The organism is Mycobacterium sp. TH-M116, assembly GCF_057473685.1.
The window spans coordinates 1-13,128 of record NZ_JBYCLC010000298.1 but is presented as its reverse complement, the minus strand read 5'-3'; the positions used below and the strand labels follow the sequence as shown (position 1 = coordinate 13,128).

The window sequence follows — 13,128 nt, the reverse complement described above, 5'->3', positions numbered from 1 at the left end:
TGGGGTGCGCAATGGGTCTTGGCGGTGAGACCGGACCGGACGCGGCCGTGCTGGGCCGGTGGCTCGACGCCAACGACGCCCCGGGCGGCGGCGAGCCACCATCGCTGGAACCGCTGAAAGGTGGTTCGCAGAACGCGCTGTACCGGATCGACCGCGGCGGGCAGGCAATGGTGCTGCGGATGCCCGGGGCCCGCGCCGATACCGCCCGCATCGACGGCCTGCTCCGCGAGATCCGCCTGGTGCGGGCACTGTCCGGCACCGATGTGCCCCACGCGGAGCTGATCGCCGCCGACGACACCGGCACCGTGCTCGGAATGCCTTTCTACGTGATGCGTGCGATCGACGGGTGGAGCCCGATGGACGGCGGCTGGCCGGCGCCGTTCGACGTCGACCTACCGGCCCGCCGCGGGCTGGCGTTCGAGCTGGTGGGGGGCGCCGCCAAATTGGGCCGGGTGGACTGGCGCGCCCAGGGCCTCGAGGGCTTCGGCCGGCCCGACGGATTCCACGAACGGCAGGTCGACCGCTGGCTGGCGTTTCTGGCCGCCTACCAGGTCCGCGAGCTTCCCGGCCTGGACGCGGCCGCCGACTGGCTGCGGCGCAACCGGCCCGCGTCGTATGAGGCGGGCATCATGCACGGCGACTATCAGTTCGCCAACGTGATGTTCGCGCGCGGGGCGCCGGCCAGGCTGGCCGCGATCGTGGACTGGGAAATGACCACGGTCGGAGACCCCCTGCTCGACCTCGCCTGGGCGCTGCTGGGCTACGACGGCGAACACCCCAGCGACGGCGGCTTTTATCTCGACATGAACGGCATGCCGACCCGCAGCGAGTTGCTGGAGCACTACGAGAAGCTCAGCGGGCTGTCCACCGAGAACATCGACTACTACCTGGTGCTGGCCAACTGGAAACTCGGCATCGTGCTGGAGAAGACGTACGCCGCCGGGGTGCGCACCGGGAAGGTGGATCCCAAGGTGCAGGACGCGTTCGCGGCGATGATCCCCAAGCTGATCTCCACCGCCGCCGAGCTGGCCCGCTCGCTACCGAGGAAGGCGGGCTGAAATGGGTTATGCCGAAAACCTTTTCGACCTCACCGACCGGGTTGTGCTGATCACCGGCGGCAGCCGGGGACTGGGCCGCGAGATCGCGTTCGCCGCCGCCCGTTGCGGCGCCGACGTGGTGATCGCCAGCCGCAACCTGGACAACTGCGTGGCGACCGCCAAGGAGATCGAGGCCGCGACGGGGCGCTGCGCCATGCCCTACCAGGTGCACGTCGGGCGCTGGGACCAGCTCGACGGCCTGGTCGAGGCGACCTACGAACGGTTCGGCAAGGTCGACACCCTGGTCAACAACGCCGGCATGTCGCCGCTGTACGACACGCTGACCGACGTCACCGAGAAGCTGTTCGATGCAGTAATCAACCTGAACCTCAAAGGGCCGTTCCGGTTGTCGGCGCTGGTCGGCGAGAAGATGGTGGCAGCCGGGCGCGGCTCGATCATCAACGTCAGCTCCACCGGCTCGCTGCGTCCCAATGGCGGTATCATTCCCTACGCCGCGGCAAAGGCCGGCCTCAACGCGATGACCGAAGGCCTGGCGCAGGCGTTCGGACCGACGGTCCGCGTGAACACCCTGATGGCCGGACCGTTTCTCACCGACGTGAGCACAGCGTGGAACCTCGACGCGGCGACGCAGAACCCCTTCGCCCACCTCGCACTGCGACGGGCCGGAAATCCGCCCGAAATCGTCGGCGCAGCGCTGTTCCTGGCGTCCGACGCGTCCAGCTTCACCACCGGCTCCATCGTGCGGGCCGACGGCGGAATCCCCTAACCGATAGGAGCCTTGGATGCCTTGGGACTTCTCCACCGAGCCGGAATTCGAGAAAAAGCTCGATTGGGTCCGCGAGTTCGTGCGTGAGGAGGTCGAGCCCCTCGAGGTATTGTTCCCCGGCTGCGAGTTCCTGCCGCTGAACGACGAACGCCGCCGGATCGTCGACCCCCTCAAGCAGCAGGTCCGCGAAAACGGGTTGTGGGCGCCGCATCTGGGTCCCGACCTGGGCGGGCAGGGTTTCGGCGCGGTCAAGCTGACGCTGATCAACGAGATCCTGGGTCGCAGCCCGTGGGCGCCGATCGTGTTCGGCACCCAGGCGCCCGACACCGGCAACGCAGAGATCATCGCCCGCTTCGGCACGCGGGACCAAAAGGACCGCTACCTGTCGGGGCTGCTGTCCGGAGAGATCTTCTCGTGCTTTTCGATGACCGAGCCGCAGGGCGGCTCGGACCCTCGCGTCTTCACCACCACAGCCGTCCGCGATGGGCACGACTGGGTGATCACGGGGCGTAAATACTTCTCCTCCAACGCGTCGGTCGCCTCGTTCTTCATCGTCGTCACGATCACCGACCCCGACGTCCCGGTCCACCGCGGTGCCTCGACGTTCCTGATTCCGGCCGGCACCGACGGGCTGCGGGTCGAGGCCACCCACCACCTGGTCGGTGCGCTGCCCCACGAGGCCGGTCACTCCCTGGTGCACTACGACGGGGTGCGGGTGCCCGCGGACGCGCTGCTCGGAGAACCGGGGCAGGGCTTCATGATCCTGCAGGCGCGGCTGGCCGGCGGGCGGCTGCACCACGCGATGCGCTCGATCGGGGTGGCCCAGCGCGCGGTCGAGATGATGTCCAGGCGCGCGAAAAGCCGCTTCACTCAGGGTAGTTCGCTGGCCGACAAGCAGCTGGTGCAGGCCTTTGTCGCCGACTCATACACCGAGCTGATGCCCTTCCGGCTGGCCGTGCTGCACGCGGCGTGGCTCATCGACACCGCCGGCGAGCATGCGGCCCGCCCGGAGATCGCCGCCTGCAAGATCCTGGCGTCGCAAGTGCTGAAATCGATTGGCATGCGAGCTATCCAGGTGCACGGCGCGCTGGGCACCACCGACCAGCTGCCGCTGGTCAATGTGCTGCTCGGCGGCGTGGTGCTCGGGCTGGCCGACGGCCCCACCGAGGCCCACAAGGTCAACCTGGCCAAGATGTTGCTCAAGGGGTACGAGGCCGAGGACGCCGAGTGGCCCAGCGAGATGCTGGACGTGCGCCGCGAAGCCGCCCGCGCCAAATACGGCGACCTCGTTGACCATTAGCCTGGCCGCCGGTTCGCACCTGACCGGCGTGACGCGCACGGCCGCTGGGCAGCCCGCGTTCAACTGCACAGCCGCCATGCGCCGCTGCGTCGGCTCTTCCGACCGGCCGGGCCCCGAGGACATCGCGCACCTGGTGCGGTTCTGCCTGCAGGAGCTGGGGGCCGGCTGATGCGCGCTGCCGTCTGTCGGTCCTACGGCGCACCCGAGGACCTGGTCGTCGACGAGCTGCCCGACCCGGTGCCCGGTCGCGGCCAGCTGGTGGTGCGGGTCCACGCTGCCGCGGTCAACTTCCCCGACGTGCTGCTGATCGCCGGCAAGTACCAGATCAAGATCCCGGTCCCGTTCGTCCCGGGCAGCGAGCTGGCCGGCGAGGTGGTGGCCGTCGGCGCGGGCGCACCGTTCCGGGCCGGCCAGCGGGTCGCCGCCACCACACCCACCGGGGCCTTCGCCGAGCAAGCCCTGCTCGATGCGGGGTCGGTGACGCTCATCCCCGACGGTGCCGACTTCGCCTCGGCAGCGGCGTTCGGCGTCACCTACCGCACCGCGTATCACGCGCTGCGCTCGATTGCCTCTGTGCGGCCAGGGGAGTGGGTGGTGGTGCTGGGTGCGGCAGGAGGCGTGGGGCTGGCGGCGGTCGATCTGGCGGTGGCCATGGGCGCCCGGGTGCTGGCGGCCGCGTCCAGCGCGGACAAGCTCGCGCTGTGCCGGCAGCGGGGCGCCGAGGCGGTCATCGACTACGATTCCGAGGACCTCAAGTCGCGCATCCGCGAGCTGACCGGGGACGCCGCGCGCGTGGTACTGGACCCCGTCGGGGGAGCGTATGCGGAGCCGGCGTTGCGCGCCCTGACCCGCGGCGGGACGTTTGTCACCCTGGGCTACGCCGCGGGGACCATCCCGTCCATCCCGCTGAATCTGGTTCTGCTCAAAGGCATCACGCTGTGCGGCATGGAAATCCGGACATTCATGGCCGACCGGCCCGACGACGCCGCACGTGACATGGCTGAGCTGGCGCAGCTGTTCGCCGCCGGCACGGTCCGGCCCTACATCGGCGCCCGATTCCCGCTGGCCGAAACGGCGGCCGCGTTGCGGCACGTCGCCGACCGCAAGGCGATCGGCAAGGTCGTCGTCGACGTCACGGCGTGACGATGTTGAAGGCCGGGTCGGGTGCGTCGAGCACGCCGAGAAACGCCTGCAGCGCCTCCCGGTCCCCCGCTATCCGGAGGCCCGGCGAGTCTAAGTCGCCCATCGCGACGGTCAGCAGGCGGAGCTTGCCGTCCACGCTCACGGTCACCGACGCGGTCGCCGGGTCCGCGGCGACCTTGCGATGGACCAGCACGCCGTTGCGCAGCGCGAGTCGGTAATTGACCGCAAGGTCAGCGAATTCGACATCGACGGTGACGTCGAGTGCCCAGGCCCGCGGCCCGTCGACGCGGATGGCCAGGGCGTCGAAGATCTGCTCCGGGGTGAGCTGCGCCAGCAGCGACAGCGACGTCGCGGTGGTGGCGGTGCCCAGGTTGCCGTCTCGCAATTCGGTTGCGCCGCTGAGGAAAAAGTTGCGCCAGGTCGCGTTCTCCGCGCCGTAGGCGAGCTGCTCGAGGGTATCGGCGTACAGCTCGCGGGCACCGGAGTGACCGCTGTCGGTGAACATCGCATGATCGAGCAAGGTGGCCGCCCAACGGAAATCGCCCGACTCGAATGCGGCGGCGGCGAGTTCGACCACCCGGTCGACCCCGCCCATCGCCGCCACATACCGGGGCCCGATGGCTTCCGGGGGATGGGGCCACAGGCGAGCCGGGTTGCCGTCGAACCAGCCCATGTAGCGCTGGTAGACCGCCTTGACGTTGTGGCTGACCGACCCGTAGTAGCCGTGGGTGTGCCAGGCCCGCTCCAGGGCCGGCGGCATCTGGAACATCTCGGCGATCTCGGCCCCGGTGTACCCGCGGTTGACCAACCGCAGCGTCTGGTCGTGCAGGTAGGCATACAGGTCGCGCTGCAGCGAGAGAAACTCGACGATGCGCTCGCGTCCCCAGGTCGGCCAGTGATGGGAGGCGAACACCACGTCGGCGCGGTCGGCGAAGGCGTCGATCGCCTCGGTGAGATAGCCCGACCACGCGCGCGGGTCGCGGACCAGCGCGCCGCGCAGAGTCAACAGGTTGTGCAGGTTATGGGTGGCGTTCTCGGCCATGCACAGCGCGCGGAAACCAGGAAAGTAGAAGTGCATCTCGGCCGGCGCCTCGGTGCCGGGCGCCATCTGGAACTCGATCTCCACGCCGTCGACGGTGTGCTTCTCGCCGGTGCGCCGGATGACCAGCGTCGGAACGATGACGGCCACCTCGCCGGTGGACGGGGCCTGCCCGAGCCCGCAGCCAACCTGGCCGCGGGGTCCGCGCGGCAGCAATGTGCCGTACATGTACGTCGCGCGCCGGGTCATCGCCGGGCCCGCGTACACGTTCTCCTGCACCGCGTGTTCGATGAACCCCTCCGGGGCCAGGATCGCGACCGCGCCGGCGTCCACGTCGGCCTGCGAGGTGACGCCCAGGACGCCGCCGAAGTGGTCGACGTGGCTGTGGGTGTAGATGACCGCGACGACGGGCCGCTCGCCGCCGCGGTGAGCGCGGTAGAGCCCCAGGGCCGCGGCGGCCACCTCGGTGGACACCAGCGGGTCGATCACGATGATCCCGGTGTCGCCCTCGACGAAGGTGACGTTGGACAGGTCCAGACCACGCACCTGGTAGATGCCCGGAACCACCTCGTAGAGGCCCTGTTTGGCGGCCAGGGTCGACTGCCGCCACAGGCTGGGGTGCACCGTCGCCGGCGCTGGGCCGCCCAGGAAGGCGTACGCGTCGTTGTCCCACACGACGCGACCGTCGTCCGCTTTGACGACGCACGGGGACAAGGCCGCGATGAAGCCACGGTCCGCGTCACCGAAATCAGTCGTGTCCGCCAAGGGCAGAACGTGTTGGCGATGCGCCGCCTCGATGATCGCGGTGGGGGGTTTGTGAGTCACGGACACAGCGTGTCACGTCCACAGCGTGTCAGGTCCGGCAACTCATGAACACGCAAAGAGTTTCCCTCAGGCCCTGGTCTTTGCTCCCGCACACCCGCATACTCCCCGAAAGGTCCCCAAGAGCAAAGGACCGCAAACATCGGGCAAAGGAGCACGGGTGAAGCGTGGACTGGCGGTCGCGGTAACCGGGGCGGCGATTCTGGCGGCAGGAATTTCCGGTTGTTCGAGCAATAAGTCGACGACGGGCAGTTCCGGGCCGAGCTCGGGTATGAGCTCGCCGGCGAGCTCCGGCGCGTCGGCCGGGTCCAAGGTCGTCATCGACGGCAAGGACCAAAAAGTCAGTGGCACAACGGTGTGCAGCACCGCAGGCAGCACGATCACCATTGCGATCGGGGGCGCGGCCACCGGTATCGCGGCCGTGCTCACCGACGGCAACCCGCCCGAGGTGAAGTCCGTCGGGCTGGGCAACGTCAACGGGGTGACGCTCGGCTATGCACCGGGCACCGGCCAGGGCAGGGCCTCGGCGACCAGGAACGGCACGGGCTACACGATCACCGGCACGGCCACGGGGGTGGACATGGCAAACCCCATGCAGCCGGTGAGCAAGCCGTTCGAAATCGAGGTGAACTGTTCCAGCTAATCGCTGAGCGGCAATCGCACCGTGAATTCGGTGCGACCGGGAGCGCTGTCCACCGTGATGGTCCCCTGGTGCGCCCGCACGACCGCGGAGACGATCGCCAGCCCCAGACCGGTGCTGCCTCCCTTGCGGGAGCGCGAAGTGTCACCGCGCGCGAAGCGTTCGAACACCTCCGATTGCAGGGCTGGCGGAATCCCGGGCCCGTCGTCGATCACCTGCATCACGGCATATCCGGGTTCGGCGCTCAGCCGCGCCGTCACGACGGTGCCCGCGCCGGTGTGGATGCGGGCATTCGCGAGCAGATTCGTGACCACCTGGTGCAGCCGCGCCGCGTCGCCGGTGACGATCACCGGTTCCTCGGGTAGGTCCAGCTCCCACCGGTGGTCCGGTCCGGAGACGTGCGCGTCGCTGACCGCGTCGACCGCCAGCCTCGACAGGTCCACCGGCTCGCGTTCCAGCGGGCGGCCGGAGTCCAGGCGGGCCAGCAACAGCAGGTCCTCGACGAGGCGCGTGATCCGATCCGTTTCCGATGCCACCCGGCTCATCGCGTGCTCCACCGCCTCGCGGTCATCACCCAGGCGTTGCGTGAGTTCGGTGTAGCCGCGGATCGCGGCCAGCGGCGTGCGAAGCTCGTGGCTGGCGTCGGCGACGAACTGGCGGACCCGGGTCTCGCTGGCCTGGCGCGCCGACAGCGCCGCGGCGATGTGGTCGAGCATCCGGTTGAGCGCCGACCCCAGCTGGCCCACCTCGGTGTGCGGGTTGGCGTCGGATTCGGGAACACGCACCGGCAGCTTCACCTCACCGCGGTCCAACGGGGTGTCGACGACTTCACGGGCGGTCTGTGCGACGCGGCGCAGCGGCGCCAGCGCCCGCCGGATGATGACGACCCCGGCGGTAGTGGCCGCGACGAGCGCGATCACGGTGACGATCGCGAGGATGACGAGCATGCGGATCATGGTGGCGTCGACGTTCGCCATCGACAGACCCGTGACGATGATGTCGTTGGCACTTCGGCTCGGCGCAGCCACCACGCGGTAACGGCCGAGGCCGTCGAGGTCCAGCGTCACCGGCGCGCGACTGTGGGCGATACGCGCGAGTTGCGCCTGCGCCGAGGGGGTCACGGCGGCCCGGGTGCCAAGGGGGGTCAGGTAGCCGGCGTCGACGGTCCTGCCGTCGCTGACCACGGCGGCCACCATCCCCGCCGGCTGGCCTGGAGCGTCGAGAAATCGCGGGCCCGGGCCGGGCCTCGGAGACGGGTGCGGGTGGTTCCGCCGGCCCGGATGGGACCGTTCGTGGTACATCAGCGCCGAGCGGTAGGACGTCCCGGCGAGTTGCCCGTCGAGCTGGGCCACGAGGTGGCGCAGCAGCGAGAGTTCGGTCGCGGCGGTGATCCCGATGCACACCACCGCGAGCACCACGACCTGTCCGACCAGCAGCTGCAGCCGCAGCGACCAGACCCGCCGGACGCCGCCGCGCTTATTCCTCACCTCTTAGCGGACCGGCTTGAGGACATAGCCCGCCCCGCGCAACGTGTGGATCATGGGCTCGCGGCCGTTGTCGATCTTCTTGCGCAGGTAGGAAATGTAGAGCTCCACGATGTTGGACCGGCCGCCGAAATCGTAACTCCATACCCGGTCGAGGATCTGTGCCTTGCTCAGCACGCGCCTGGAGTTACGCATCATGAACCGCAACAGCTCAAACTCGGTGGACGTCAACGAGATCGGCTCGCCGGCGCGGCTCACTTCGTGACTGTCCTCGTCCAGCAACAGGTCCCCGACCACCAGTTGCGCGCCGCTGTCCAGCGTGGTCACCCCGGTACGCCGCAACAGCGCCCGCAGCCGCAGCACCACCTCTTCGATGCTGAACGGTTTGGTGACGTAATCGTCACCGCCCGCGGTCAGCCCGGCGATGCGGTCTTCCAGTGCGTCTTTGGCGGTCAGCAGCAGCACGGGCAGCTGCGGATTCTCCTCGCGCAGCTTGCGCAGCACGTCGAGCCCGCTCATGTCGGGCAGCATCACGTCGAGGACGACCACGTCCGGACGCTGGGCGCGCGCGGCCGCCATCGCCGACGACCCGTCAACAGCGGTGGCGATGGCCCACCCCTCGTAACGCAGCGCCATCGCCACCATCTCGGCCAGGACGGCCTCGTCGTCGACGACCAACACGTTGATCGGGTTACCGTCGGCCCGGCACATGACGACCCGCTCTACCGAGGCCCGCGGTTGCGTCACGAGTTCCAGTATGCTCGGACGGCTGAGCCGTCGCTAAGGCGTTGCTATGCGTGGGCTGTGAAACACAATCGCGTGGCCGCCGAAGCGGTCACGTGACTTTTCACGGTGGGACGTCTAGTACCAGTGACGCCTGCCGGCGACCGGGCGGCCCATGGAGCCCACGATCCACAGCACGGCACCGATCACCAGCGCCACGATACCGAGCGCCCACAACAGATGGATCCCGAAGACAAAACCAAGAATCAGCAAGACCACGCCCAGGACGATCATGACAATTTCCTTTGGGGTAAAGGGTTAGGACACCGACACTGCCGGCATGGAACTGGGTTGCGGCAGGCGGCAGTCCTTGACTTTGGGGTTGACGCCCGCGTAGTTCAAGGGTCCCGCGATCACGGTCAGCGCGATGTTTCCCGCTGTGACACAACTTGCCGGTCCACCGGTGAAGTAATCGCGCTGCCATGCAGCGACACCTCCGACGACCAGCCACACCAGGACAATCGCGCCGAGAATCCCGCGACCGCGCATTCGCGACCTCCACTGTGCTCGAGCGATCAATTCTGTACCCCCGTCAGTACCCGTTCGACGTATGTCTAAACCTTTTCGGCAAACCCCCAGATCAGGTTGCCCGCCGCTGCGCGGACACGAACAGCGTTGGCGGCATCGCGTCCTCTGATCCCCGCGGAATGCTGCGGCCGTAGCGGGCCATCAACTCCGGAAAGGTCGCTGCCGACGCGTCCCAACCGTGCTCGCGCAGCCAGCGGTCGACGGGCGTGCGCTCCTCGGCGTACCAGAGGTCGTCGAAGTCGGGGATCTCGGCTTTGCCTGACCTGGCGGCGACCAATCTGGCCGCGGCGGAGCGCATCCGCTGCATGTCCTCGCGCTGGCGCCGCACCCGTTCCGGGTCGGTGAACCCCTCGCCGGGTACGTTGGAAGCCAGCCAGCTACCCGGGGCGCTGAGGTCGTGTATCCGCTCGAACAGCAGATCCTGGGCTTGGGCCGGCAGGTATCGGACCAGGCCCTCGGCCGACCACACGCTCGGCAGCGAGGGGTCGAATCCCTTCTCGCACAGCGCCTTCGGCCAGTCCTGGCGAAGATCCACCGCCACGTTCACCAGCTTCGCCGCCGGTCGCGCCCCGTGGTCGCGCAGCGTATCGGACTTGAAATCCAGCACTTTGGGCTGATCCAGCTCGTAGACCACCGTGCCGTCCGGCCATGGCAGTCGCCAGGCACGCGCATCCAGGCCCGCCGCGAGAATCACCACCTGCCGGACGCCGGCTTCGGCGGCACCGAGGAAGAACTGGTCGAAAAACGCTGTCCGCGTGGCCATGAAGTCGATCATCAGCTGGATCCGCGTCCGCAGTTGCGGCTCGAGCCCGACGGCCTTGGCCAGCAACGCCGGATCAGCGTAGATGCTCCACATGCCTTCCCCCGCGGCGTCGACGAACACGCGCGCGAACGGGTCGTTGATGAGCGGATTGTCGCTTTCGGTCTCCGCGGCCCGGGCTGCGGCGACACCGAGCGCGGTGGCTCCCACGCTGTGGGTGATGTCCCAGGAATCGTTGTCGGTACGCGCCATCGTCAGTTCCCTTCCGAACCCGAAAGTAAGTCAGTTGCGCACACCAGTGTCCCAGCTGGCTCGGGTCCGAGGCGCCCGGCGCCGGTGGCTTACGCTCTTTCCCAGGGGGCCCACAGGTTGAGAGCGTCCACAGGTTGGGAAAGGCAGTGCCGTGACACCCGCGCCGCAGGAGAACCCTGTCGACCTCGAGGCCGTGGCGGAATGGATGACCGGTCGAGGACTGGGCGAGGGCCCGCTCGAGGACGCGTCGGCCATCACCGGGGGAACCCAGAACGTCATGCTGCGGTTCACCCGGGCCGGGCGGCCCTACGTGCTGCGGCGCGGGCCGCGTCATCTGCGCACCCGTAGCAACAGCGTGATCCTGCGGGAGACGAAAGTCCTTGCAGCGCTCTCGGACTCAGAAGTTCCCCACCCGCATCTGATCGCCACGTGCGACGACCCGGGCGTGCTCGGTGATGCGGTGTTCTACCTGATGGAGCCGGTCGACGGATTCAACGCCGGCGAGGGCTTGCCGCCGCTGCACGCCCGCGACGAGCGGGTGCGCTTCGGGATGGGGCTGTCGATGGCCGACGCGCTGGCCAAGCTGGGCGCCGTCGACCATGTCGCCGTCGGGCTCGCCGACTTCGGCAAACCCGCCGGCTTCCTGGAACGGCAGGTACCGCGCTGGCTTTCGGAGCTGGAGTCCTACCAGCAGTACGAGAACTATCCGGGGCCGCAGATCCCGGGCGTCGATCGGGTGGCAGCGTGGCTGGAAGCCCACCGCCCGACGACCTGGATGCCCGGCATCATGCACGGCGACTATCACGCCGCCAACGTGATGTTCTCCCACACCGGACCCGAGGTGGTCGCCATCGTCGACTGGGAGATGTGCACGATCGGCGACCCGCTGCTGGACCTGGGCTGGCTGCTGGCCACATGGCGCCAGCCCGACGGGTCCAGCGTGTTCAGTCACTCGCTGGGCGGTCACGACGGCTTGGCCGGCACCGACGATTTGTTACGGCACTATGCCGCCAACACGACGCGCGACCTGTCGCAGGTTACCTGGTACACCGTTCTGGCCTGCTTTAAGCTGGGCATCGTGATCGAGGGCACCCTGGCGCGCGCCTGTGCAGGCAAAGCCGAGAAGCAGGTCGGCGACCAGCTTCATGCGGCGACCGTCCACCTGTTCGAGCGAGCGCTGACGCTCATCGACAGCGGGTCCTGACAGCACCGTGGACGTCGGACGATCGGTCGCGCGCTCACTCGACCACTGGGAGCGGCGGCAGTGGGACGAGGCCATGGTGCACGCCGGCAATGCGGTGGACGAGACGGCAACCAAACGCCACCCGCAGCTGGGCATCGCGGTCCGGTTCAAACGCACGCTCCGCGACTCCCTCGACGTCTTCCGGGCGATGGCTGCGCCCGGAGTCGACTTGGTCCAGAGCCGCTTCCCCGTCGCCGTCAGATCCGACCTCCCGGACCACCGCCCCGACATCGCCGACGTGCTCTACGGGATCCACCGCTGGAACCGCGGCCACCACGACGAGCTGCCCAACGGCTACGAGCTGACGCCCCGCGGCCCGCGCCCGTCCGGGGTGCACATCTGGCGGGAAGGCAAGATCGAGCTGCCGGCGTCGGTGGTGATCGGCCTGCTGGCGGTCGCCGTGTTCGCGCCGGAGAACAAAGGCGAAGCGATTCCTGCCGGATATCAGCTCAGCTGGCATGACCACGTCTTTCACATCGCCGCATGGTGGGGCTGGCAGGACCACTTCCGCGAGATCGTCGGCGCCGAGCAGATCCCCCAGACGAGGCTGGAATTCGGCGCGGCCTGGCACGACTGGTCGCCGAAAAGCTTGTGACAACGCCGTGACGGCCTCAGACTGACTCCTATGCGCGATCGCGAGACGATCGACTCCGAGCTGCGACTCGTGGCCTTGGAGCGCCGGTCGAGTCGTGGGCCGGGCGGTCCGTCGAGCCAACGGGTGGACGAACTGCTCGACGAGCGGCTGGGTCACCGCCCGGCGGTGTCGCCCACCGGCGTCGTCACGGCCACCGGCGTCATCGCGCCCGCCCGGGCAGCCGCACCGCGCCGGCGCACGAGTGCGCTGCGCCGGCTGGGCCCCTTGGCGGTATTGCCGCTGTCCCTGCTCGCCGTGGCGGCAACAGTGGTGGTGGTGCTGTTGGCCGTCCGCACACCACCTCCGGCGACCGAGCCGACCGAAGTCCCGCCGTCGACCGCGCAGCCGGCGCCGGCCGCGCCGAAAGCACCGGCCCCGACGCCCGACATCGCCGGCAAGGCGTTCACCGACGCGCTGAAGCAGCAAGGCGTGCCCATTCCCAGCAACGAGTACGTGGCCAGCCAGGGGCACGCGGTCTGCGCATTCCTGAAGAACCGCCCCGATTTCGCCGACGCCGTGCACTTCGTGCAGCAGTCGTCGATCTGGGACGCCGACCAGAGCACCGCCGTCACCGCGGGGGCCATCGTCGCCTACTGCCCCCAGTTCCACACCACCCCGGACACGATGCAGCCGTCCCTGCAAAAGGCGCTGTCCGACTTGCAGGCCATCGAAGGCA

At 68.8% G+C, this 13,128-nt stretch carries 15 protein-coding genes; 9 read left to right on the top strand and 6 right to left on the bottom strand.

Translation table 11 applies throughout. The annotated features are described in order from the left end of the window. Positions 1 to 11 precede the first annotated feature (11 nt). The 5 genes from AC2VOK_RS15510 to AC2VOK_RS15490 are packed head-to-tail and all read left to right on the top strand — an operon-like array spanning position 12 to position 4,267. The gene (locus tag AC2VOK_RS15510; protein ID WP_428901280.1) at positions 12 to 1,058 is read left to right on the top strand and encodes a phosphotransferase family protein; all 1,047 of its coding nucleotides are present in this window, start codon (positions 12 to 14) and stop codon (positions 1,056 to 1,058) included. 1 nt (position 1,059) lies between these two features. Then, positions 1,060 to 1,824 (top strand): SDR family NAD(P)-dependent oxidoreductase, encoded by a 765-nt coding sequence (locus AC2VOK_RS15505; protein ID WP_428901279.1) that lies wholly within the window; start codon positions 1,060 to 1,062, stop codon positions 1,822 to 1,824. Between the two features lie 16 nt (positions 1,825 to 1,840). Continuing rightward, on the top strand, positions 1,841 to 3,124 hold the full coding sequence (locus tag AC2VOK_RS15500) for an acyl-CoA dehydrogenase family protein (protein ID WP_428901278.1): 1,284 nt from the start codon (positions 1,841 to 1,843) through the stop codon (positions 3,122 to 3,124). Continuing rightward, complete coding sequence (locus tag AC2VOK_RS15495; RefSeq protein ID WP_428901277.1) at positions 3,114 to 3,293, top strand: hypothetical protein; 180 nt, start codon at positions 3,114 to 3,116, stop codon at positions 3,291 to 3,293. The genes AC2VOK_RS15500 and AC2VOK_RS15495 overlap by 11 nt, the downstream gene beginning before the upstream one ends. Continuing rightward, positions 3,293 to 4,267 carry an NADPH:quinone oxidoreductase family protein gene (locus AC2VOK_RS15490; RefSeq protein ID WP_428901276.1) on the top strand — a complete coding sequence of 325 codons (975 nt, stop codon included), beginning with the start codon at positions 3,293 to 3,295 and terminating at the stop codon, positions 4,265 to 4,267. The genes AC2VOK_RS15495 and AC2VOK_RS15490 overlap by 1 nt, the downstream gene beginning before the upstream one ends. Here the strand turns inward: AC2VOK_RS15490 and AC2VOK_RS15485 are convergent. Continuing rightward, positions 4,257 to 6,137 carry an alkyl/aryl-sulfatase gene (locus AC2VOK_RS15485; RefSeq protein WP_428901275.1) on the bottom strand — a complete coding sequence of 627 codons (1,881 nt, stop codon included), beginning with the start codon at positions 6,135 to 6,137 and terminating at the stop codon, positions 4,257 to 4,259. The genes AC2VOK_RS15490 and AC2VOK_RS15485 overlap by 11 nt on opposite strands. Positions 6,138 to 6,288: 151 nt before the next feature. On the opposite strand from AC2VOK_RS15485, the gene AC2VOK_RS15480 reads away from it, so the two are divergent. Beyond that, positions 6,289 to 6,771 (top strand): lipoprotein LpqH, encoded by a 483-nt coding sequence (locus AC2VOK_RS15480; protein WP_428901274.1) that lies wholly within the window; start codon positions 6,289 to 6,291, stop codon positions 6,769 to 6,771. Here the strand turns inward: AC2VOK_RS15480 and AC2VOK_RS15475 are convergent. The 5 genes from AC2VOK_RS15475 to AC2VOK_RS15455 form a co-directional block, all read right to left on the bottom strand. Next, complete coding sequence (locus AC2VOK_RS15475) at positions 6,768 to 8,255, bottom strand: sensor histidine kinase (RefSeq protein ID WP_428901273.1); 1,488 nt, start codon at positions 8,253 to 8,255, stop codon at positions 6,768 to 6,770. The two genes, AC2VOK_RS15480 and AC2VOK_RS15475, sit on opposite strands and share 4 nt — an antisense overlap. Before the next feature lie 3 nt (positions 8,256 to 8,258). After that, on the bottom strand, positions 8,259 to 8,963 hold the full coding sequence (locus AC2VOK_RS15470) for a response regulator transcription factor (RefSeq protein WP_428901294.1): 705 nt from the start codon (positions 8,961 to 8,963) through the stop codon (positions 8,259 to 8,261). A gap of 150 nt (positions 8,964 to 9,113) precedes the next feature. Next, positions 9,114 to 9,269: a DUF6131 family protein gene (locus AC2VOK_RS15465; protein ID WP_428901272.1), complete on the bottom strand. Its 156-nt coding sequence runs from the start codon at positions 9,267 to 9,269 to the stop codon at positions 9,114 to 9,116. 24 nt (positions 9,270 to 9,293) lie between these two features. Beyond that, positions 9,294 to 9,524 (bottom strand): hypothetical protein, encoded by a 231-nt coding sequence (locus AC2VOK_RS15460; RefSeq protein ID WP_428901271.1) that lies wholly within the window; start codon positions 9,522 to 9,524, stop codon positions 9,294 to 9,296. A gap of 91 nt (positions 9,525 to 9,615) precedes the next feature. After that, positions 9,616 to 10,575 carry a class I SAM-dependent methyltransferase gene (locus AC2VOK_RS15455; RefSeq protein ID WP_428901270.1) on the bottom strand — a complete coding sequence of 320 codons (960 nt, stop codon included), beginning with the start codon at positions 10,573 to 10,575 and terminating at the stop codon, positions 9,616 to 9,618. A 205-nt stretch (positions 10,576 to 10,780) separates the two neighbouring features. Between AC2VOK_RS15455 and AC2VOK_RS15450 the strand changes: the two genes are divergently transcribed. The 3 genes from AC2VOK_RS15450 to AC2VOK_RS15440 all read left to right on the top strand — a co-directional run. After that, positions 10,781 to 11,779: a phosphotransferase family protein gene (locus tag AC2VOK_RS15450; RefSeq protein WP_428901293.1), complete on the top strand. Its 999-nt coding sequence runs from the start codon at positions 10,781 to 10,783 to the stop codon at positions 11,777 to 11,779. A gap of 7 nt (positions 11,780 to 11,786) precedes the next feature. Further along, positions 11,787 to 12,413 carry a hypothetical protein gene (locus tag AC2VOK_RS15445; RefSeq protein ID WP_428901269.1) on the top strand — a complete coding sequence of 209 codons (627 nt, stop codon included), beginning with the start codon at positions 11,787 to 11,789 and terminating at the stop codon, positions 12,411 to 12,413. Positions 12,414 to 12,443: 30 nt separating this feature from the next. After that, a partial coding sequence (locus tag AC2VOK_RS15440; protein ID WP_428901268.1) for a DUF732 domain-containing protein occupies positions 12,444 to 13,128 on the top strand: 685 nt, incomplete at its 3' end.